Annotated in this window: 19 protein-coding genes, 2 tRNA genes and 1 pseudogene; 9 read left to right on the top strand and 13 right to left on the bottom strand. The window is 67.2% G+C overall.

Annotated features, from left to right (window positions below; all coding sequences use genetic code 11):
- Together EYR15_RS15515 and EYR15_RS15510 are read left to right on the top strand one after the other, a co-directional pair.
- Positions 1-1,302 (top strand): annotated as a pseudogene (locus EYR15_RS15515) (hypothetical protein); the annotation flags it as partial.
- A gap of 381 nt (positions 1,303-1,683) precedes the next feature.
- Entirely contained in the window at positions 1,684-2,031 is a 348-nt protein-coding gene (locus EYR15_RS15510; RefSeq protein ID WP_342635550.1) for a phospholipase D-like domain-containing protein, read from the top strand.
- Between the two features lie 249 nt (positions 2,032-2,280).
- Here the strand turns inward: EYR15_RS15510 and EYR15_RS15505 are convergent.
- The 3 genes from EYR15_RS15505 to EYR15_RS15495 form a co-directional block, all read right to left on the bottom strand.
- Positions 2,281-2,357, bottom strand: a tRNA-Arg gene (locus EYR15_RS15505).
- 13 nt (positions 2,358-2,370) lie between these two features.
- Positions 2,371-2,676: an ETC complex I subunit gene (locus EYR15_RS15500; protein WP_131004474.1), complete on the bottom strand. Its 306-nt coding sequence runs from the start codon at positions 2,674-2,676 to the stop codon at positions 2,371-2,373.
- Positions 2,677-2,708: 32 nt separating this feature from the next.
- Positions 2,709-2,785, bottom strand: a tRNA-Pro gene (locus EYR15_RS15495).
- Positions 2,786-2,974: 189 nt separating this feature from the next.
- On the opposite strand from EYR15_RS15495, the gene EYR15_RS15490 reads away from it, so the two are divergent.
- Positions 2,975-3,268, top strand: coding sequence for a BrnA antitoxin family protein (locus EYR15_RS15490; protein ID WP_131004473.1), 294 nt, complete (start codon positions 2,975-2,977; stop codon positions 3,266-3,268).
- On the top strand, positions 3,255-3,533 hold the full coding sequence (locus EYR15_RS15485) for a hypothetical protein (protein WP_245498350.1): 279 nt from the start codon (positions 3,255-3,257) through the stop codon (positions 3,531-3,533). Before EYR15_RS15490 ends, EYR15_RS15485 begins: the two co-directional genes overlap by 14 nt.
- A gap of 6 nt (positions 3,534-3,539) precedes the next feature.
- Here the strand turns inward: EYR15_RS15485 and EYR15_RS15480 are convergent, their stop codons facing one another.
- The 3 genes from EYR15_RS15480 to EYR15_RS15470 are packed head-to-tail and all read right to left on the bottom strand — an operon-like array spanning position 3,540 to position 5,019.
- Positions 3,540-3,944, bottom strand: coding sequence for a DUF2177 family protein (locus EYR15_RS15480; RefSeq protein WP_131004472.1), 405 nt, complete (start codon positions 3,942-3,944; stop codon positions 3,540-3,542).
- An 8-nt stretch (positions 3,945-3,952) separates the two neighbouring features.
- Positions 3,953-4,408, bottom strand: a complete 456-nt coding sequence (locus tag EYR15_RS15475) for a DUF192 domain-containing protein (protein ID WP_131004471.1) — start codon at positions 4,406-4,408, stop codon at positions 3,953-3,955.
- 20 nt (positions 4,409-4,428) lie between these two features.
- On the bottom strand, positions 4,429-5,019 hold the full coding sequence (locus tag EYR15_RS15470; protein WP_131004470.1) for a cold-shock protein: 591 nt from the start codon (positions 5,017-5,019) through the stop codon (positions 4,429-4,431).
- 279 nt (positions 5,020-5,298) lie between these two features.
- On the opposite strand from EYR15_RS15470, the gene EYR15_RS15465 reads away from it, so the two are divergent.
- A complete protein-coding gene (locus EYR15_RS15465) occupies positions 5,299-5,718 on the top strand; it encodes a VOC family protein (RefSeq protein ID WP_131004469.1) in 420 nt (139 codons plus the stop codon).
- A gap of 10 nt (positions 5,719-5,728) precedes the next feature.
- Here EYR15_RS15465 and EYR15_RS15460 read toward each other — a convergent pair whose 3' ends face one another.
- Positions 5,729-6,790, bottom strand: a complete 1,062-nt coding sequence (locus EYR15_RS15460; protein WP_131004468.1) for a phytanoyl-CoA dioxygenase family protein — start codon at positions 6,788-6,790, stop codon at positions 5,729-5,731.
- 107 nt (positions 6,791-6,897) lie between these two features.
- Here EYR15_RS15460 and EYR15_RS15455 point away from each other — a divergent pair, with 107 nt between their 5' ends.
- Complete coding sequence (locus EYR15_RS15455) at positions 6,898-8,112, top strand: TIGR03862 family flavoprotein (protein WP_382239339.1); 1,215 nt, start codon at positions 6,898-6,900, stop codon at positions 8,110-8,112.
- Positions 8,113-8,143: 31 nt separating this feature from the next.
- Here EYR15_RS15455 and glmU read toward each other — a convergent pair whose 3' ends face one another.
- Entirely contained in the window at positions 8,144-9,505 is a 1,362-nt protein-coding gene (glmU, locus tag EYR15_RS15450; protein ID WP_131004466.1) for a bifunctional UDP-N-acetylglucosamine diphosphorylase/glucosamine-1-phosphate N-acetyltransferase GlmU, read from the bottom strand.
- 173 nt (positions 9,506-9,678) lie between these two features.
- Between glmU and EYR15_RS15445 the strand changes: the two genes are divergently transcribed.
- The 3 genes from EYR15_RS15445 (at position 9,679) to mdoH (ending at position 14,103) form a co-directional block, all read left to right on the top strand.
- Positions 9,679-10,278, top strand: a complete 600-nt coding sequence (locus EYR15_RS15445; protein WP_165455521.1) for an SPOR domain-containing protein — start codon at positions 9,679-9,681, stop codon at positions 10,276-10,278.
- A gap of 121 nt (positions 10,279-10,399) precedes the next feature.
- Positions 10,400-11,944: an OpgD/OpgG family glucan biosynthesis protein gene (locus EYR15_RS15440; protein WP_131004464.1), complete on the top strand. Its 1,545-nt coding sequence runs from the start codon at positions 10,400-10,402 to the stop codon at positions 11,942-11,944.
- A complete protein-coding gene (gene mdoH / locus EYR15_RS15435) occupies positions 11,920-14,103 on the top strand; it encodes a glucans biosynthesis glucosyltransferase MdoH (protein ID WP_382239344.1) in 2,184 nt (727 codons plus the stop codon). Before EYR15_RS15440 ends, mdoH begins: the two co-directional genes overlap by 25 nt.
- A 160-nt stretch (positions 14,104-14,263) precedes the next feature.
- On the opposite strand, the gene EYR15_RS15430 is transcribed toward mdoH, so the two are convergent.
- The 5 genes from EYR15_RS15430 to selA all read right to left on the bottom strand — a co-directional run bounded on the left by EYR15_RS15430 (position 14,264) and on the right by selA (position 20,240).
- On the bottom strand, positions 14,264-15,508 hold the full coding sequence (locus EYR15_RS15430; RefSeq protein ID WP_131004463.1) for a molybdopterin molybdotransferase MoeA: 1,245 nt from the start codon (positions 15,506-15,508) through the stop codon (positions 14,264-14,266).
- Entirely contained in the window at positions 15,505-15,894 is a 390-nt protein-coding gene (locus EYR15_RS15425; protein ID WP_131004462.1) for a hypothetical protein, read from the bottom strand. The genes EYR15_RS15430 and EYR15_RS15425 overlap by 4 nt, the downstream gene beginning before the upstream one ends.
- A gap of 145 nt (positions 15,895-16,039) precedes the next feature.
- Positions 16,040-17,998, bottom strand: coding sequence for a selenocysteine-specific translation elongation factor (gene selB / locus EYR15_RS15420; protein WP_131004461.1), 1,959 nt, complete (start codon positions 17,996-17,998; stop codon positions 16,040-16,042).
- The gene (locus EYR15_RS15415; RefSeq protein WP_245498349.1) at positions 17,995-18,825 is read right to left on the bottom strand and encodes a tetratricopeptide repeat protein; all 831 of its coding nucleotides are present in this window, start codon (positions 18,823-18,825) and stop codon (positions 17,995-17,997) included. Before EYR15_RS15415 ends, selB begins: the two co-directional genes overlap by 4 nt.
- Entirely contained in the window at positions 18,822-20,240 is a 1,419-nt protein-coding gene (gene selA, locus EYR15_RS15410; protein WP_280987352.1) for an L-seryl-tRNA(Sec) selenium transferase, read from the bottom strand. Before selA ends, EYR15_RS15415 begins: the two co-directional genes overlap by 4 nt.
- Positions 20,241-20,273: the final 33 nt, after the last annotated feature.

The following is a 20,273-nucleotide window of genomic DNA, read 5'->3' as shown; positions in this document are numbered from 1 at the left end:
TGCATTGAGGTGCCGCCTGTAGGGCCCGAATGTCGCGATCGCATCGTCGTTGCGCGGCGTCTGAACAAACAACGTCACACTGAGGCTCCAGTATGGGAAATCGCGGCCCATCGGGACGAGCCACCCTGCGGCATGCTTCCGCGCAGTTCGATCCAAAATCCGCAGCGGGCGCGCGGCCCCATACGGCTTCTGTGGGTAGGTGTATCACTCAGAGCAGCCATCCTGCTTGGTTGCCGCGCGCACGCTAACTCCATATCACTGTCGGTTCTTGTGGCCGACGTTGGATTGTACCTCCAAGGAGCATCCCGGCCCGTACGCTGCTTAGTCGTATCGAAGTCCGGGGCCCAAATTTTGACCGACACAGACATCGTCATCGCTTGGGTTAGCGGCGCAGATTCCCAACACCGGAAGAAGCGCGCTCGATACCTCGCGAATGGGCCGTCCCCCGAAACTGTGGCGACTAAGAATAGGCGCTTCAGCGACAACGAAGAAATCCGTTTCAATCTTCGGTCAATTCGCAATCACGCGCCGTGGATTCGGCGCATATGGCTGATCACAGATAACCAGTTTCCCAGCTGCATCGATCGGGAATTGGCGCAATCAAGCAATATCGAGGTTGTCGACCATCGCACGATTTATCGCGGCTTCGAAGGTTTCCTGCCGGTCTTTAATTCTCTCGCCATCGAGACGATGCTCTGGAGAATCCCTGAGCTGGCGGAGCAGTTCATCTACTGTAACGACGACATGATTTTTGCCGCTCCGACGCAGGAGACGGACTTCTTCCGCGAAGGTAAGATGGTTCTACGCGGGAGTTGGACGAGCCTTATAGATAAGCCTATAAGCTTCCATAATTCGAATCAGATCATGGCCGCCCATATGTTTGGTTATGATCTTAACAATTTCTTTGCAACGCCACACGTCCATTACCCGATGCTGCGTTCAGTGATGGAAGACGCGTTCGCCCAATTCACGCCAGAGTTCGCCCGCAACATGTCCTTTCGCTTCCGGGATCGATCGCAGTTTTGGCCGATCTCAGCGCACGCATACTTGGCTATGCAAACAGAGCGTGCGACAGGCTATGTTGGAAAAGCCGACTACAAGCATTTTTCCGTCAATTTCTGCAAAACTGCATCGAAGGAGCAGTTGATTGAGCGCCTAAAGATGATAAGCCGCCATAAGGTCAAGATGACCTGCATAAACTACTTCGAGCCTGTCGAATCTAAGGTGCCCGACGCACTGCGTTATCTTTCGGAAGCCGCCGGCCCCGCTGCAGACTTCGAGCTGCCACCGATCGACGAGTAGATGAGAACATCGTCTAAGCGATGGCAGGCGGAACCAGTTAGATGGGTTCATACTTCAGCCTGTAAGTGACAAAAGTGTTGAGCAACCTGCTCTAATCGCTGATCAACTTCTTGGCCAAGCAAATCCTGTACGCTGCCCTCGCACTAGTCTTCGCTATTCCACATGCGGAGGCGCAGCCTGCTCTAAGCCTACAAGAATACCCTGCGCCAGCGATGGCGCATTTGAGTGTCTACTTTACGCCGCAGCAGAGCTGCGCACCGATTCATGTCCGCCAGATCGAGCCGCCAAAGACGAAATCCTCGTCAACGGCCACAACTTTACTAACTGGCCGATAATGAAGGCGCTCGTTATAGCCAAGCGGCGCGGGGGTAACGTCCGCGTATCCTGAAAGCGCCCCACCAAGACACGCAAAGCGCACTCAAGATGCTGGTCGCGGGCGGCATCCCCGTGTTCATTGATAAATCTGCAGGCGTCGCGCACAACAAGGTCATGATTTTCGATCGGCGCGCGGTGACCACCGGCAGCTATAATTTCACGTATAACGCTGATAAGCGAAATGCAGAGAACCTGCTGCTGATCGAGGACTATCCATCGCTCGTGGAGGCTTACCTCAGAAACTGGAAGAGCCGCCTCACCGTGTCGAAGCACGCAATCGTCGGCCAACGCGCGCCAACGACAATGAGCCCGACGAAGACGATAACTGATCGCGCATTCGCCGCCGGACGCTAAGGAGCGCCTGCGACGAACAGGTGGTGAGAGATACAGCCCCGTAAGACATCACGAGGGGCTCCGGGTCCATTGATAACCTTCGGAACGCTTGTTGCTTTAATGACAATCATCAACCTGCGGCTTAGCGCCGGCGGCGCCGTCTAAGCGCGTTTCTGAAGACCGCACCTTTTCTTGCTGCAATCGCTGTCGCGGGCGGGCTTCCAGCGATTGGATTGACTCTAAGGACGCTTAAATCTTCGGAGATTCCGGTGGCGACCCCGGCTGGATTCGAACCAGCGACATTCAGCTTAGAAGGCTGACGCTCTATCCAACTGAGCTACGGGGCCTTGATGGTCTAGTTCAGTGCGTCCAGGGCTCGGCGATGTTGGCCCGGAAATTGTCGGAATAGGCGGCCGTGCGCGGCGCGACCTTCTTCGGTTCCTCGACGCGGTAAGCGAGGCCTTCTCGGACCGCATAGGCGATCGCATCCTCCTTGGTGTCGAAGAACAGGCGCACCTGCTGGCTCATGTCCCCCGAGGAGGTCCAGCCCATCAGCGGCTCGACCCGGCGGGCCTCTGTGAGTTCGTGCTCAAGGATCCAGCGTTTGGTCTTCGCCACGCCCGATTGCATTGCGGTGCGCGCGGGCTTGAAGATGCGAACGGCCAAAAGATCATCCTCCGCAGCATGAACGAAGACATTGGTCGGGGCGACACGATTCGAACATGCGACCCCCTGCTCCCAAAGCAGGCGCTCTACCAGGCTGAGCTACGCCCCGAGACCAACGAACGCCGCGTTTATGCCTCGACGGGCTCCGCCCGACAACAGCCGAAACGCTGACGCCGTTTGAAAGTGCGCTCCTGGGGTAATAGGCGCAACGACCTGCGGACGGCGAGGATGCTCTGGACCGCCTTGTCGCGTCCTGCCATCTATCGTCAAGGACGATCCGAACGAATAAGGAGCTTCCATGGCCCGCCGACCGACCGATCCACGCGCAGCGGCCGAGGCTGCGTTCCGTCCGAAGCCTGCGCCGCTCGCGACGCCGCCGAAGCCGGCGGGCGTTCCCAGCGCGCGGGAGTTGGTCTCGATCCGGATCGACAAGGACGTTCTGGAGCTGTTCCAGGAGGACGGGGCCGGCTGGCAGGACCGCATCAACGCCACACTGCGCGAGGCGATGGCAGGGCGGCTCGCGGTGGCTTCGGGCCAGGCTTTCACGTCCGTCGACAAGCTGAGCGGGGAGAACGACGATGGCGCAGGCTAAGATGCCGGAGACCGGCGGCGCGGTGATGGACGTTAGAACCAGCACGCCGGCCGGGTGGCGGCTGACGCTGCCGCTGGCGAATCTGAAGGGCGAGGACCGCGCCAAAGGCGGCTCGTGGGCTGCGGCGATCGCCGACAAGGCGGCTGCGCGGAAAGCGATTCCGTACGGCGCCGCGGTGCCAAGCGCGCCGCTTCAAGCCCTGTCCGCTCAGGATCTCGAGCGGCTCGGCGTGCTCCCGGGCGGCGTCAAGCGGCTGTCGGTCTAAGCGGCCTCAGTTCGAGGTCAGCGCTCGCGTGATGAAGAAGCCTGCGGTCGAGGCGACGGCAGTCAGCGTCGCGCCCCATGCGAGGTCGGCAAAGGCGAGCGCCGCCGGCCAGTCGCGAGTTGTGGCGAGGTTCGTCAAATCGTAGGTCGCGTAGGCGATCAGGCCGAGCATCAGCCCCGATACCAGCGCCGTCGTCCATGAGCCTGCATTTAGAGCAGGGAGGACAGCGAAGTAGACCACTCCGACGATGTAGATCAGGTAGAACGCAACCGCTGCCGTAAGGCTGACGTTCGGCGCCATAAGCTCGCCCATCTGGTTGCGATAGAAGTCGCGGGCGACGTAGCCGAGCCAGATCATGTCCCCGGCGAGGAAGACGAGAGCGGTGGCGACATAGGCGATCAGGATGCGCATGACTGCGCTTACGCGCCCACCCTCGGGTGGATCACCCGGTCGCCCGGCTTGAGGCCGATGCGCTTCGCCGTCCCCGCGAGCAGCTCGACAACGAATTTCACGGGAGAGCCCGACGAGATGATGCGGGTCGAGAGCGGCTGGGCGTCCTCCTCCACCCGTGTCACCCGCCCGTCCTCGCCGACAAAGGCCATGTCGAGCGAGACGTAGGTGTTCTCCATCCACATCGAGACGCTGTCGACCTTGCCAAAATCGAACAGCATTCCGTGGTCGGGATCGAGCGAGCGGCGGTACATCAGGCCGACTTCCCGCTCCTGCGGGCTGGCCGCGACCTCGACCTGAAATTCGTGGCGCCCAGACGAGGTCTCGAAGGCGAGGCTCTCCAACCTCGGGGCGGCGACGGCGGCGAGCGCCGTCACCACGGCGACGAAGGCGAGCGCGACGGACAGGCGCATGCGGAGCTGCATCGACGCGGACGCCTTGACGGTCAGTGTGAGGACGGGACGCCGGCCGGTCCGTCGGGGCCTTCGGGCCGCACTTCTGCCGCCATCAGTCCCTTGGCGCCGGGACCGTAGCGCACATAGACGCGCTGGCCGGGCTTCAGCTCCATGATGCCGAAGCGGCGAAGCGTCTCCATATGCACGAAGATGTCGGGCGAGCCATCGCCTCGCGTCAGAAAGCCGAAGCCGCGCAGCCGGTTGAACCACTTCACCTCGACCAATTCGAGCGGACTCGTCGGCGTCACCGAGACATGGGTGCGCGGCGGCGGCATCTCGCCGGGGTGACGGGCGGTGCTCTCATCGATCGAGATCACGCGGAAGGCCTGCGCGCCCTTGGGGCGCAGCTGCGCCTCGCAGACCACGCGCGCGCCCTCGGTCGCGGTCTGGAATCCGTCGCGACGCATGCAGGTGACGTGGAGAAGGACGTCGGGACCGCCATTGTCGGGCACGACGAAGCCGTAGCCCTTCGCGACGTCGAACCACTTGATGACGCCGGAGACCTCGTAGAGGTCTACGCCCTCCGCGTCGCCGTGGTCGAACGTGTCGGGGGAAATGTCCCCGGCCCTGTCAACGCCCATACGATTCGCCCGCCCGGATACACCCACCAAACCGAGGAAACGAAGCCCTCGACTCGGTCCCTTCAAACGATAGCATCCGATCCCTCACGGGAAAGCGGAAAATGGCTCAATCGTGGCGCTACGTTAACGATTGAGGCACGGACGCATCACTTCACATGTTTCAAGGTCAAAAGGAGCTGAACACGCGACCCGCGCCAGCGAGCGTCGCGGCGAGGCGCTCGATCTTGCGATCGTCGTCGAGGCTCATAGCTACGTCCTCCCGCCAGACGGAGACCGGCCTTGAAATACCTCCATACGATGGTCCGCGTGACCGACGTCGACGCCTCGCTCGACTTCTATTGCCGCAAGCTCGGGCTGGAGGAGGTCCGCCGCAGCGAAAGCGAACAGGGCCGCTTCACGCTGATCTTCCTCGCGCCCCCGGGCCAGCGGGAAGCTCAGATCGAGCTCACCTACAATTGGGATCCGGAGACCTACGGCGAGGGCCGGAACTTCGGGCACCTCGCCTATGAGGTCGACGACATTTACGCGCTTTGCGAAAAGCTGATGGCCGAGGGCGTGACCATCAACCGCCCGCCCCGCGACGGCCGCATGGCGTTCGTACGCTCGCCCGACAACATCTCGATCGAGCTGCTGCAGAAGGGCGCGGCGAAGGCGCCCGCCGAGCCATGGGCCTCGATGGCGAACACCGGCAAGTGGTGAGGGGCGCGGCCTAGGGCGCGCGCGAGATCGGAGGGGACGCGGCCGTCACCGTCCCCGCCTTACGCCACGGGCTGCGGCTGAGGCCGAACTTCTCCAGCCGGTCGAGCGCCGCCCAGAAAAGCGGGGCTTGTCGGCGGCGCAGCGGCCCGAGCGACCAGAAATCGCCGCCGACCCACGGGATGAACGGGTTGCGGCGCGAATAGGCCCAAATCTCGACCCGGGTCGATGGCCGCTCGCTCTTTCCCCGCGCGTGAAATCCGCAGGTGTCGCCGACGACCAGCGTGTTGGCGGGCGCCGCGAACTTCTTCGGCTGCGGCAGCCCCATCCGCGTCAGGTCCTCGCCGGCCACCCTGAAGGAGCCGCGGGCGGACAGCCGGTCTAGGCTGGAGGCGGCCACGCTCATGCGCCGCTCCCAGGCGAGCTTGCGGGGCGTCGGCTTGTGCGAACCGGGAACGTAGACGAAGGGGCCGAGGTCCTCTTCGACGTCGTGGACGAAGAGCCACGCTTTCATGGTCGGGTGGAAGCAGTCGGCGTGGACGGCGGTCTGCGGGTCGGTCTTCGAGCGATCGACCTGGGCGAACACCGTCTGGATATAGACGACGGGCTCGATGTCGAAGCTCGCGACATAGCGCGTGAGATTCTGAAATTCGGGCAGGTCCAGCACCGCGGCGCAGGCCGGCATGCGCTTCAACGTATCCGGATCGAGAGCGATGCGCCGGGTGATGGCGTCGCCCTGCTTCATCTCGCGGGCCGGCGCCTGCACGCTGTCGAGCTCGGCGACGAGGTCACGGAACAGCGTTTCGGGCAAAAAATTCCGTTTCTCGATGAAGCCGTTCTGAGCGAAGGCCGCACGGTCTTCGGCGGCGACCCGGTGCGCGAGCTTCGCGCGGCGGCGCTCGGCCATAGCGTAAGCAAGCTTCACCCGCCAGACATGCAGGCCGCGGCGGTTCAGCTGTTCGCTACCGAGCACGCCATTGTCCGCAAAGGACTTTGCGCCCGTGAAGATTTGCGCCGCCCATACCGGGGCAAGAAGCCAGCGCAGCGGGCTCAGGGTTTTTTCGGTCGCACTCATCAGGCGATATCTAGCGCAGATTGGTGGGGTCCGTCACGCATCCGTCGTTGACTTGGCCAGCCCGGCGCGCTCGACCTGCCGGCCAGTTCAAGATGGCGGAGCATGATGTGAGCGACGGAGCGAGGCCCGAAATAGCGGTCGTCGGGGCCGGTCCTGCGGGGCTCGCCGCGGCTGAGCGACTGGCGGGCGCCGGCTGCGCGGTGACCGTCTATGAGCGCATGCCGAGCGTCGCACGCAAATTCCTGCTGGCGGGGCGCGGCGGGCTGAACCTCACCCATTCCGAGCCGCACGAGCGCCTGCTGGCGCGCTATGGCGCGGCGGCCTCGGCGCTTGAGTTGGCCCTCGCCGCTCTGCCCGCGACGGCGCTCAGAGATTGGTGCGAGAGCCTCGGCGTCGAGACTTTCGTCGGCACGAGCGGGCGCGTCTTTCCGAAAAGCCTGAAGGCGTCGCCACTGCTGCGGGCCTGGCTGCGACGGCTTGCGGAGTTCGGCGTCGCGATCGAGACGCGCACGCGCTGGGTCGGCTTCGAGGGCGATCGCGGGCTCACCCTCGAAGGTCCGAGCGGACGCTTTGTCAGGACGCCCGACGCCAGCGTCCTCGCGCTCGGCGGCGCAAGCTGGCCGCGGCTCGGATCCGACGGTTCATGGGTCGGCCCGCTTGCCGGCGCCGGAATCTCCGTCGCCCCGCTTCAGCCGGCGAATTGCGGCTTCGTCGTTCCCTGGACGCCGTTCGTCTCCGAACGCTTCGCGGGCGAGCCGATCAAGCGAGCGGCGCTGAGCTTCGAAGGGGAGACCGCCCGGGGCGAGGCGATGGTGACGTCCGACGGGATCGAGGGCGGGCTGATCTACGCGCTTTCGGGCCGGCTCCGCGACGCCATCGCCCGAAATGGCGAGATCAGGCCCATGCTCGACCTCCGGCCCGACCTCTCGGAGGAGGCGCTCACCGCGAAGCTCGCCGAGCGCCGCGGCAAGAGTTCACTTTCCACACATCTGAGGAAGGCCGCCTCGCTCAGCCCTGCGGCGGTTGCGGTCCTGCGAGAAGGCGGTCCGCTCGACGAGAACCCGGCGGCGCTCGCCCGCCGCATCAAGGCGACGCCGCTGAGGCTGGTCGCGCCCACGGGTCTTGACCGCGCCATCTCGACCGCGGGCGGCGTGACGTTCGACGCGCTGGACGATGCGTTCATGCTGAAGCGGCGACCGGGAACCTTCGTCGCCGGCGAGATGCTGGACTGGGAGGCGCCGACCGGCGGCTACCTCCTGCAGGCGAGTTTCGCGACGGCGGTCGCGGCGGCGGAGGGCATTATGCGCTTGGTGAAGCGCTAGATCGAAGCTCGCAGCAGGGTTTCTCCAAACGTTAGCTTTCCTTCGCCGCTTTCGCAGCCTTGAACTGCGCCTTCAGCTTCGAGGCGCGGCCGGGTTTCGTCACCTGCCGCGCCCGCGCGATCACCAGCGAATCGGCGGGCGCATCCTCCGTGACGACGCTCCCGGTCGCGACGAAGGCGCCGTCGCCGATCGTCACGGGAGCGACCAGTGCGGAATGCACGCCGATGAACGCGTCCGCGCCGATCGTGGTGCGGTGCTTGGCGAAGCCGTCGTAATTGCAGGTGATCGTTCCGGCCCCGAGATTGGCGCGGGGCCCAACCTCGGCGTCGCCGACATAAGTCAAATGGTTGAGCTTGGCGCCCTCGCCGATCGCCGCGTTCTTCACCTCGACGAAGTTGCCGACGCGCGATCCCGCCGCGAGCGTTGCACCCGGCCGCAGCCGGGCGAACGGGCCAACGGAGACGCCGGGGCCGACGCGAGCGCCTTCGAGATGGCTGAAGGCGTGGATCACCGCGCCGTCCGCCAGCGTGACGCCGGGTCCAAACACCACGTTAGGTTCGATCAGCACGTCTTGGCCGACCACGGTGTCGTGCGAGAAAAACACGGTCTCCGGCGCGATCAGGGTCGCGCCTCCGGCCATCGCCGCGCGGCGCAGGCGCTGCTGAAGCGCGGCCTCGACCACCGCGAGCTGACCGCGATCGTTGACGCCCTGCACCTCCGCTTCCGGAGCGGCCTCCACTGCGACCGCCTGATGGTTCGCCACCGCCACCTCGACGATGTCGGTGAGATAGAATTCGCGCTTCGTGTTCCGGTCGCCGATCCCGCGCAGCAATTCGAGCGCGCGCGCGCCAGCGATCGCAATCAGGCCCGCGTTCGACAGCCGGATTTCGCGCTCCTCGTCGGTCGCGTCTTTCTCCTCGCGGATCGCGACGAGATCTTGCCCCTTCGAGATCAGCCGTCCATAGCCCGTGGGGTCTTCCGCCTCGAAGCCGAGGACGACGACCGAGGCCCCGTGCGCAAGCGGCGCGCGAAGACGCTTCAGCGTTTCGGGCCGGATCAGCGGCGTGTCGCCATAGACGATCAGGACGTCGTCATACCCGGACTGGATCGCCTCGGCGGCTGCAAGGACGGCGTGGGCCGTGCCGCGCCGCTCCGCCTGCACGAAGACCTGCGCGCCCGGGACGACGCGCTCGGCTTCCGCAGCCACGTCCTCGCGACCAGGCCCGACGACGACAGAGATCGCGTCTCCGCCGGCTTCGCGCGCCGCCGCCAGGACGTGAGCGAGCATCGAGCGCCCGGCCGCCTTGTGCAGCACCTTCGGCGTCGTCGACCGCATCCGCGTGCCCTCGCCTGCAGCGAGCACGATCGTGAGGCATGAGCGGGCGGCGTTCATCGGGTGAGCTCTGGCATGGAGGCAGGACGGAGAAGGAGGGAATCCAGCCGGCCGGACAGTGGCGGCTCGCGCGCGCCTTCGCAACAGCGGCGGATCATGCGCCGCCTGCGCAAACCCGCGACTCAGCTATGCTTCCGCCCATCGTCTCCCTGCAGGCTTGGGCTAGAGCGTCCTTGAACCACTCCGACTACGACCATCACTCGGTCACCGACATCCGGCTCGCCCCGGCGTCGCCCGCTCTGATCTGGGGCGCGCTGATGATGGTGGCGCTGTTTGCGGCCTGCACAACCGCCTGGGTTTCGCGGAACAGCAGCAGCGAACGGATCGTCGCGAGCGACGGCGAGGGCCTGCGCCGCGAGGTCGCCCTGCTCGCGGAGCAGCGCACCCAGCTTCTCGACCGGGTGAGCCGGCTGGAGCGCGGCGTCGGAGAACTCAAGATCGCGGCTCGGGCGACCGAGGTCGACGTCACGGGTTCGATCGCGCACAGCGTGAAGACCGCTCCGTCCGGGACGTTCGCGCTCTCGCTCGGCCCGGACGTCTCGGTCGAAGCCGTCCGCCGGCGCTGGGCGGCGCTGGTGGCGCGCTACCCGCAATCGCTTGCGCAACTGACCGGGCGGGCCGCCAAAGGGCAGGACGGACAAGGGGCCTACGACCTCGTCGCCGGACCCTTTGCGACGCGCTCGGAAGCGGAACGCGCCTGCGCCACGCTTGCGGACCAGGGCTTCCCCTGCGATACGACGGTCTTCGCGGGCGAGCCTCTCGCGACGCCCTGACGGAGCGGTCGGGGACTGCAAGACTCCGCTGGACTTGTGACGGGAGCGCGACATCATCCCGGCTGACCGAACCACCGTCATTCCGTCGTCCGGCCCCGCCGGAGTCGATCGCCCGGCATCCATGAAGCGTAGAGAGTTCCTCCTCGGCGTCGCGATCCTGCCTTGCCTCGGCGCCGCCGCTGGCGCGCAGGAGCAGCAGCCCGCCCCGTCCCCGCCCCCGGCCGACATCTTCGCGAACGGCGCGCCGTTCTCGCGCGAGGCGCTGGAGGAGCACGCGCGGCTGCTCGCGACGCGCGGCCATGAAGCGCCGGGCTCGACCCTGCCGAACGGCTTCGCCGACCTGCCGCGCGACGTCTTCAACACGATCCGCATGCTGCCGGAGCGTACGCCCTGGGGTTCGGAGAACCGGGGCTTCACGCTCGACCTCATGCCCGGCGGTTCGATCTATCGCCAGCCGGTCCGGATCGCCTCGGTCGACGACGGCAAGGTCAGGCCGTTCGACGTCCGGGGCTCATGGTTCGATTTCGGCCGCGCGCCCAAGCCCAATCCAGATCAGCCTTATCCGCTCTCGGGATTCGCCGTCCGAACGCCGCTCGATAGACCGGATGAGATGCGGGAAGCCGCGGTGTTCCAGGGCGCTACAATCTACCGCGCGCTCGCGCGCGGCCAGATCTTCGGCACCTCCGCACGCGGACTCGCGATCGATACTGGCGAGCCGAACGGCGAAGAATTCCCGATGTTCCGGGCCTTCTGGATCGAACGGCCGACGCCCGGCTCGAACGCGCTCGTCATTCACGCGCTGCTCGACAGCCGCAGGCTGACCGGCGCCTACCGATTCACGCTGAGGCCGGGCGAGATCACCGTCGTCGACGTCGAGCTGACGCTGTTCGCGCGCGAGACGCTGACGCATATCGGCGTCGGGCCGATGACCTCGATGTTCCTGTTCGGCCCCAACGACCGGGCAGGCGTCGACGATATTCGCGGGCAGGTCCACCGCTCCGACGGCCTGCAGATGTGGACGGGCGCCGGCGAATGGCTGTGGCGACCGCTCACCAATCCGCGCGATCTGCAGATCAGCGTCTTCACCGACCAGAACCCGCGCGGCTTCGGCCTGCTGCAGCGCGAGCGCTTCTTCCCGGCCTATAACGATCTCGGTCGCCGCTACGACCGGATGCCAAGCGCATGGATCGAGCCGATCGGCGATTGGGGGCCTGGACAGCTCCAGCTACTCGAAATCCCAACCGACACCGACATCAACGAGAACATCGTTGCCTATTGGCGGCCCAAACAGCCGCTTGAGGGCGGCCAGCGGCTATCGATGGCCTACCGCATGAACTGGTGCTGGACGCCCCCGGACCGGCCGACCAATGCGGTCGTCGGCCAGACCGTCATTGGGAGCGGAGGCGGCAGGCGACGGCGGTTCGTGGTCGACTTCGTCGGCGAGGCCGTCGCGGATCCCGCCAAGGCGCCAGGGGTGCGCGTCAACGTGTCGACCTCGGTCGGCCAGATCCGCGAACCTCTCGGACGTTATAATCCCGAGACGAAGGGCTACCGGGTAACCTTCGACCTCGACCCCGGCGACGACGATCTTTGCGAACTGCGCATGCTGCTCGAAACGGACGGCGGCCCGATCAGCGAGACATGGCTGTACCGATGGACCCCGTGAACGACCAGACAGCCGCACCGCCCGTGTCCACGCCGGCGGCGATGCCGCCCGAGCGGCCGATCGCCATGCCGCCGCAGCCGCTCAAGACGTGGTCGCGCGGCGACGAGCGCTCGCGTATCCGCCCTGAGGCTTGGAAGACGCCATGGGGCAGCCGCGCCGTGGTGTTCACCGTCTCCGTGCTCGCGACCGGTTTCGGCGCGCGTGAGATGTACGGGGTCGTCGAGGTCGGCGGCGTCACGGTGCTCGAATGGGCGCTGCTCGCGCTGTTCCTCGTGAACTTCGCATGGATCGCGCTGGCCTTCGCGAGCGGCATCATCGGCTTTTTCGCGCTGATCGGCCGGCCTGCCTTGTCCCGGCCGGAGCTGCCGGAAAAGCTGACGACCCAGACTGCGCTCGTGATGCCGATCTACAACGAGCAGCCGAGCCGCGTGTTCGGAGCGGTGCAGGCCGCCTATGACGACGTCAAGCGGCTGGGCTTCGCCGACCATTTCGACTGCTTCCTGCTCTCCGACACAACCGATCCGGACGTCTGGATCGCCGAGGAGCGGGCCTTCCTCGAACTGCGCGAGACGCTTGGGCCGGACGCCCGCGTCTATTATCGCCACCGCGCGAAGAACCACCGCCGCAAGGCCGGCAATATCGAGGATTTCGTCTCGCGCTGGGGCGGCGCCTACGATCACCTCCTGATCTTCGACGCGGACAGCCTGATGACCGGCCACGCCGTGATCGCGCTCGCAGCCGCCATGGAGGCCGATCCCGACGCCGGCATCATCCAGACGCTGCCGCTCGTCATCAATCGCAACACGCTGTTCGCGCGGGTCCAGCAGTTCGCGAGCCGCGTCTACGGCCCGGTGATCGCAGCTGGCATCGCCGTCTGGTACGGGCGCGACGGCAATTACTGGGGCCACAACGCGATCATCCGGACGGTCGCCTTCGCGGAAGGCGCGGGGCTGCCGGATCTGCCGGGCAAGCCGCCCTTTGGCGGGCTGATCCTGAGCCACGACTTCGTCGAAGCCGCGCTTATCCGGCGCAAGGGCTGGGCGGTCTACATGCTGCCGCAGATCGAGGGCTCCTATGAGGAGAGCCCGCCCTCGCTGATCGACGTCAGCCAGCGCGACCGGCGCTGGTGCCAAGGCAATCTTCAGCACTCCGCTTTGCTGGGAACCGCCGGCCTGCACCCCTTGAGCCGCCACCACTTCCTCAACGGCATCTTTTCATATCTCGCCTCGCCGTTCTGGATGTTCATGCTGCTCTGCGGCATCGCACTGGCGCTGCAATCGAAGTTCATCCGGCCGGAATATTTCACCGACGAGTTCTCGCTGTTCCCGGCTTGGCCGCGCTTCGACGCGGAACGTGCGCTGGCGTTGTTCGGAATCACCATGGCGATCCTGATCGCGCCGAAAATCTTTGGGCTGATCGTCCACCTCCTGCACGGACCTTCGCGGCGCGCCGGCGGGGGGACCATTCGCATTGTAATCTCCGCCATCCTCGAGATCATCCTGTCTTCGCTGTTCGCGCCGATCATGATGCTGGTGCAGTCCGGCTCGGTGTTCCAGATCCTGGCCGGGGGGGCGACAGGCTGGAACCCGCAGCGGCGCGACGACGGCTCGATCCCGTTCGCCGATATCGTCCGCCGCCACCGCTGGCACACCGTGCTCGGCGTCGTGGCGCTCGGCGCGGGCGCCGCGATCGCGCCCTCGCTGGTCGCCTGGATGTCGCCGACGATCGCCGGCCTTCTTCTCGCCATTCCGCTCTCCTGGCTCTCCGGTCACCTCGGCTCCGGCCTCGCTCTAAAGCGGCTCGGGCTGATGCTGATTCCCGAGGAGACAAATATCCCGGAGATCGCCACCGCTGCGCGCGAAAACGGGCGACGCCTCGCTGCGGCTGGCGTGGACGAAGGCGACGCGCTGGCTACCGTCCATGCGGACGAGAAATTTTTCGCGGCCCACGAACGCATGCTCGCGATCGCTCCGGCCCGCAAGAAGGGCGTCATCGAAGCCGATCGCGTGATGGCTGCGGCGAAGCTTTCGGAGGCGGAGACGCTCGACGACGCAAAGGCTTGGCTGACGACGAAAGAAAAGACGATCGTGCTGCAGGACCGCGCTCTGCTCGGCCTTCTCGCCCGGCTGCCGATCACCCCGGCGCCAACCGCTCTCTGACGGAGACGTGAAGGCGACGAAACCCGCCGAAACTCGGCCGTAATTCGATGGTTGTGTAAACATCCCTTAGGCGTTGCGCCCAAATCAGGTCGCGGCGGTCGCAATTCCCAGCCGCTCGTCTCTCTCGACGAGCGGCTTTTTTTAAGCCGAGAGGCGTCGGTTAGAGCTCGGCCGCGGCTTCGAAAGGCAGGAACCCGATCGGATCGCCGATGCGGATATCGGCCCGGCCAGCGGGAATGACCGCGAGCCCGTCGGCAGCGATGAGGGGGGCGAGCCGCGCCGAGCCGCCGCGGCCAAGCTTCTCGACCACCATGAGCCCCCGCTCATCGACGCCGCGCAAAGCCGCCGGCGCGAACTCGGTCCGGCCGCCCGGGCCCTTCTGCGAAAAGCCTGCGGAGGCCGGCAGCGGTCGGAGCGGCTTCGGCGCCAGTCCGGCGAGCCGCTCCAGCGCGACGCGGCCGACAAGGACATGGGCGACGAGCGCGGCGAACGGATTGCCCGGCAAACCGATCAGCACCGCGCCCCTCAGCGTTCCCGCGACGACCGGCTTGCCCGGCTTCAGAGCGACACGAGCGAGCTCCAGCCTACCGCCGCCGGCAAACACCGCGGCGGCGAGATGGTCCTCGTCGCCAACCGAGGTCGCGCCGGAGGTGACGATCGCGTCGCAGCGGGCAGCGGCGTCGAGCAGCAGACGCCGCAGCGCCGCGGGTTCGTCCGGCGCGACGCCGAGATCGACGATCTCGTGGCTCGGTCGATTGAGGATCGCCATCAGCATCGGCCGGTTGGCGTCGTGAATGCGGCCGGGCGTCAGCGGCTCGCCAGGACGCGCGAGTTCGTCGCCGGTCGAAAGCACGCCAATCCGGACACGTCGCCGGACACGCGCCTGGGTGACGCCGGCCGCGGCCAATATCGCAATGTGGCGCGCGTCAAGCCGCACGGCGGCGGGGACGATGACTTCGCCTGCAGCGACGTCCTCGCCGCGCCGACGGATGTTGGCGCCGGCCTCGACATCCGCCTCGAGGGTGATCCGGTCGCCTTCGCGCCGCACCCGCTCTTGCATGACGACAGCGATCGCGCCCGCCGGCATCGGCGCGCCGGTGAGAATGCGCGCAGCTTCGCCTGGAACCAGCGTCGGCGTCTCCTCCGCCCCGGCGGCGAGCCGCGCTCGCACCACATGGCTGCGCCCGAGACCAGCGAGCGCATATCCGTCCATGGCGGAGTGGTCGAAGGGCGGCAGAGGGGTTGGCGTGGCGACCGACTCGGACGAGACGCGTCCCGCGAGCTCCCGAAGGGGAACAAGCTCGTCCTCGACGGGACCCGCCACGAGCACCGCCGCCTGCTCCTGCGCGGCGGCGATCGACAGCAGCGCAGGGTCGGCGCAGAGGTCGCGGGCGAGAACGCTCACGCGCTGTCTCCATCTTCGTCGATCCGTAGACGCTGGCCTTTACGGTTGAAGAACGCAGCCTCGTTCAGCGCCATCCGGTCGTCGTCGATCATCTGCTCGACGCGGCGGAGCTCGATGCGGGCGAGCGGCTCGTCGAGCGGCCCGCCGTCCCGCGCGGTCTCGGCAAAGAAGGCCGCGCCGTTCCATCGGTTCGGCGCGCCTGCGAACAGGCGGCTCATCTCCGCCCAGTCGGCCTCGTCCCCAATGACGTGGAAGAAGGTGGAGGCGACGGGGGTCGCGTCCTTCCTGCCGATATCGACGAGGACAACCAAGGCGGTGAACGCGCCAGTCTCCGCGAAGGCCGCCTTCAGCCAACCGTCGAAGTGAAATTCTTCAGTGCTCGCCAAGACGGCTCTCACAGGTGCTGCGTGCTTCGAGACGCGCCTGCGCGTTCCTCAGCAGAGGAGGGTTGAGATGGCTCAAACGCTCCTCATGCTGTGGAGCCCGCGTTTACGAGCGTCTCGAAGCACGCATCACGTATCGTCGCACCTATCAAGCGTCCTCCTCGGCGCCGATCCCCGCCGTGACGTCGGCGCGGCGGAAGAGGTTGCGCCTCGCTTTGTTCATGCGCCGCTCGTCGCCGCGCCGGATGGTGACGCCGTGGCGGTCGAAGAATTCGAGGATCTGGATCGCCACCTTGCGACCGTTGTCCAGCCTGTCGCGGAAGCGCGCGGCCGTCACCACGGCGCCGGGATCCGCGAGCGCGGCGTCTTCGGCGGTGGCGACCATCTCGGCGGTCACCTCGCGCAGGAAAAAATGGTCGTGGGCGATCTCGTCGACCCGGCCAAGACGGCCGAGCAGCTTGAGGACGCGGCGAACGTCAGCCTCATCCTCTCCGGTCTCGGTCGCGAGGTCGCGCACGCGCGGCGGGCGGAAGCGGGTTTCGCCGCCGAGCCGCGGCGCGATGTCAGCCCACAGCGCCTCATCACCCTCCGCAAGCCGCGCCTCGTGGCCGGGCAGCCTTATCCACGCGCCCTCGACCGCGATCGCGCCGGATTTCTGCAGGGTCGCGAGGCCTGCGAGGAACACACGGCCCGGCAGCACGGGCTCGATCGAGAGCCGCAGCCGCTCCGCGCCGATCCCCTGCAGGTCCGGGTTTTCGGCATGGTGGAGGGCGAGCGCGGCGGCGATGGCTTGGCCGAACGCCGCCCAGGTCGCGGCGCTGAGCGCCGCAGTTCCCCGAGCAAGGCGAACGAGGCCGAGCCTGGCGACGATCGCCCCTTGCGCATCCGGCGCGACGTTGCGGTCGCGGAAGAAGGCGTCGAGCTCGACCGCGTGAGGCGGCACGGCCATTAAGGCCCGCAACGCCTCGCCATGATCGGAGATCGCCAGCGCATCGAGCTGGGCGCGCCGCTCCGGCGACCGGCGCTTTCGCGCAGGAGCGCGCAGATCGAGGATGCGGCCGCCCGCAATGGTGCGGCCCCCGGCTCCATCGCGAAGGACGAAACGATCGAGCGCGACTGCCGCGATCGGCTTTTCCAGCACGAGCTGCGCGCGCGCCATCTCGCCCGGCCTGATCGCATCGCCTTCGATCGGGACCAGCCGGGCGGCGAGCTCGGCAGAGCCGCAATGCAGCCGCAGCGGCGCCCAAGCGGCGAGGGCCTTCGGTTCGGAGGCGAGCACCCGGAGCTCGACGTCGATCCTGTCCGTCGGCGCGTGCAGATGAGGATCGAGCGCCACGTCGCCGCGCCGGATCGCCTCCTTCGAGACGCCGGGTCCGGCGAGATTCAGCGCGCAGCGCTCGCCGGGACGGCCCTCCTCCGCCGGCCGATTCTGGGCATGGATGCCGCGCACTCGCGCCGTGATTCCTGAGGGCGAGACCACGATCTGATCGCCGACCCGCACCACGCCGTCGCGCACGGCGCCAGTGACCACAACGCCGGCGCCGGTGAGCGTGAAGCAGCGATCGATGGCGAGCCGGAAACGGCCGGTCTGCGCAGGGCGGATGAACCGGGCGCGCTCGGCGTCGAGCCGTTCGAGCAGTTCGCCCTCGCCTTCCCCCGTAATCGAGGAGAACGGCAGCACGTCGGCGCCTTCGAGCGCGGCGCCGCGCGTCAGCTCCGAGATCTCGGCCTCGACGGTGGCGCGGCGCTCGGCGTCGGCGAGATCGCTCTTCGTCATCACCACGAGCCCGCGGGAGACGCCCAGCATGTCGAGAATCGCGAGATGTTCGCGGGTCTGCGGCATCGGCCCGTCATCCGCCGCGACGACGAGCAGCACGAAGTCGATCGCGCTCGCGCCGGCCAGCATGTGGCGGACGAACCGCTCGTGCCCGGGCACGTCGACGAAGCCCAGCGTCGCGCCGTCCGGCCGGGGGAGGTAGGCGAAGCCGAGGTCGATCGAGACGCCGCGGGCCTTCTCTTCCTTGAGCCGGTCCGGATCGACCCCCGTCAACCGGCGCACCAGCGCCGACTTGCCGTGATCGATGTGGCCGGCCGTGCCGACGATCACTGCGCGGCTCCCGGCTCCTCAGCCTCCTCGACCAGAGGCTTGCGGGCAATCGCCTCGGCCTGGGCGATCTGCTCTTCGTCGAGCGCGCCCCTGACGGCGCCGAGGAACGGCGCGGAGAGCAGGCTGCCGCCATCCTCCGCGCGCGTGAGCCAGACGAGCGCGGCGCGGTCGTCCTTCTCGACGCCTCCGCCCATATGCAGCGCCGCGCCGAGCATCGCCTGACCGTCTGGATCGCCCCGGCGCGCCGCCTCGTACCACCAGCGCGCGGCTTCCTCCGGGTCGCGCTCCATGCCGAGCGCGTTGTGCGCGATCAGGCCGAGCCGCGTCATCGAAGTCGCGACCTCCCGTTCGGCGGCGGCGAGCGCCCAGCGGCGGGATTCGATGGGATCGGGCTCCACGCCATGCCCCTCCAACAGCATCCAGCTCAGCATGTCCTGCGCCGCCGCGTCGCCAGCTTCCGCCGCCGCGAGGTAGAGCGCGTAGGCCGTGGCGTCATCCTGCTGCGCGCCGCCCTCGCCCTTGAAGTGCAGCGCCGCCAGATTGCGCTGGCCGACGGCGTCGCCCGCCTCCGCCGCGCGTGCGAACCACGACGCGGCAACCTCAAGGTCGCGCAGGACGCCGAACCCTTCCGCATAGCAGGCGCCGAGATTGCTCTGCGCACGCGGCACGCCGGCTTCCGCAAGTTCGCTCCACATCGCGATCGCGCTCTCGTAGTCTCCCCTCTCCGCGGCGGAATAGGCGGAATCGAGCAGCGCCTCGACATCGGCCGCGTCCTGCTCCTCCTCGGATTCCGGCTTGTCGCCGAAGAACTTGCCGAACCAGCTCAAGTCGCGGCCCTCGCGCGCGTCATCTCGTCGAGCGCCGCGACGAAGACCGCTTCGTCATCAAGCGCGCGGAGGTCTAGAACCAGGCGATCCTCCGCGATGCGGCCGATGACCGGAACGCTCAGCGCCCGGAACGCGGCTGCGAGCGCGATCAGCGCGGACGATCCCCCCAAGAGCGCGCGTATGGCGAAGCCGCCGCTCGGGATCGTCTCCAGCGGCAGCGCGCCGGAGCCGATCTGGCTTCGCGTGTCCGTGACCGCCGTTTCGTAATCGGCGCCTACGGCGCGCGCGAGCGCGGGCAGCAGCCGCGCGGCCTGCGCCTTCAGCGCTTCCGGCGGCCGCGTCAGCAAAGCGAGCGTCGGCAGGCGGCCGGCGAGCCGGTCCGGGTCACGATAGAGCTTGAGAGTGGCCTCGAGAGCGGCGAGGCGGAGCTTGTCGAGGCGCAACGCGCGCTTGAGGTGATTTTTGGCGAGCCGCTTCACGAGATCGGCCCGGCCGACGACGAGCCCAGCCTGCGGACCGCCGAGCAGCTTGTCGCCGGAAAATGTGACGAGGTCCGCGCCGTCGGCCACCGCCTCCTGAACCGTGCGTTCGCGGGCGAGGCCGTGGTTGGAGAGATCGACCAGGACGCCTGAGCCGAGATCGTCGACGAGCGGCACGCCCTTTTCGCGCGCGAGTGGCGAAAGCGAGCGCGCGGAAACCTCCTTGGTGAAGCCCTCGATCCGGTAGTTCGAGGGATGCACCTTCATCATCAGCGCGGTGTCGGGGCCGGCGGCTTCCGCATAGTCCGAGAGATGGGTGCGGTTGGTCGTGCCGACCTCGACGAGCTTCGCGCCGGCGCGCGCCATGATGGAGGGCAGCCGGAACGAGCCTCCGATCTCGATCAACTCGCCGCGCGAGACGATGGTCTCGCGCCCCTCACTCAGCGAATTCAGCGTTAGTAGAACGGCGGCAGCGTTGTTGTTGATGACGACCGCATCCTCCGCGCCGGTAAGTTCCCGCAGCAGACCGCGCACATGGTCGTCGCGCTCGCCCCTTTGCCCGCTCGCAATATTAAACTCGAGCGCGGTTGGGCTGCGCATCGCGGCGGTGACGGCGGCGATCGCCTCCTCCGCCAAGAGGGCGCGGCCGAGATTGGTGTGCAGCACCGTGCCGGTGAGATTGATCACGCGCCGCTGGCTGGGCTGCTCCGCGCCCTCGAGCCGAAGCGTCGCGGCCGCCGCGATCCGCTCCGGCGCGACATCAACGGATGCGCCCGCGAGCCATGCCGGGCGAATCTCATCGAGGCTCGCACGGACGCTCGCAACCGCAGCGGTCCGGCCATAGGTCTCGGCGGCCACCCGCGCGGCATCGGTCGCCATCACGCGGTCGACGGACGGCAACTGCGCCTTGCGCTCGATCAAGCTCGCGTCGGTCACGGCTCCTCGGCCCTCGCGGAAACGCGTGGGAAC

This window comes from Hansschlegelia quercus (assembly GCF_004310425.1).
GTDB lineage: Bacteria > Pseudomonadota > Alphaproteobacteria > Rhizobiales > Methylopilaceae > Methylopila > Methylopila quercus.
The sequence above is the reverse complement of the archived record's forward strand: the minus strand, read 5'-3'. Positions and strand labels throughout refer to the sequence as shown.

What these genes read in the sequence shown, in the direction of transcription:
- EYR15_RS15480 (WP_131004472.1), bottom strand. Translation starts at nt 3,944, where the DNA reads ATGCGCATCCTGATCGCCTATGTCGCCACCGCTCTCGTCTTCCTCGCC.
- EYR15_RS15440 (WP_131004464.1), top strand. Translation starts at nt 10,400, where the DNA reads ATGAAGCGTAGAGAGTTCCTCCTCGGCGTCGCGATCCTGCCTTGCCTC.
- EYR15_RS15485 (WP_245498350.1), top strand. Translation starts at nt 3,255, where the DNA reads ATGGCGCAGGCTAAGATGCCGGAGACCGGCGGCGCGGTGATGGACGTT.
- EYR15_RS15475 (WP_131004471.1), bottom strand. Translation starts at nt 4,408, where the DNA reads ATGCAGCTCCGCATGCGCCTGTCCGTCGCGCTCGCCTTCGTCGCCGTG.
- glmU (WP_131004466.1), bottom strand. Translation starts at nt 9,505, where the DNA reads ATGAACGCCGCCCGCTCATGCCTCACGATCGTGCTCGCTGCAGGCGAG.
- EYR15_RS15490 (WP_131004473.1), top strand. Translation starts at nt 2,975, where the DNA reads ATGGCCCGCCGACCGACCGATCCACGCGCAGCGGCCGAGGCTGCGTTC.
- EYR15_RS15460 (WP_131004468.1), bottom strand. Translation starts at nt 6,790, where the DNA reads ATGAGTGCGACCGAAAAAACCCTGAGCCCGCTGCGCTGGCTTCTTGCC.
- EYR15_RS15470 (WP_131004470.1), bottom strand. Translation starts at nt 5,019, where the DNA reads ATGGGCGTTGACAGGGCCGGGGACATTTCCCCCGACACGTTCGACCAC.
- mdoH (WP_382239344.1), top strand. Translation starts at nt 11,920, where the DNA reads ATGGCTGTACCGATGGACCCCGTGAACGACCAGACAGCCGCACCGCCC.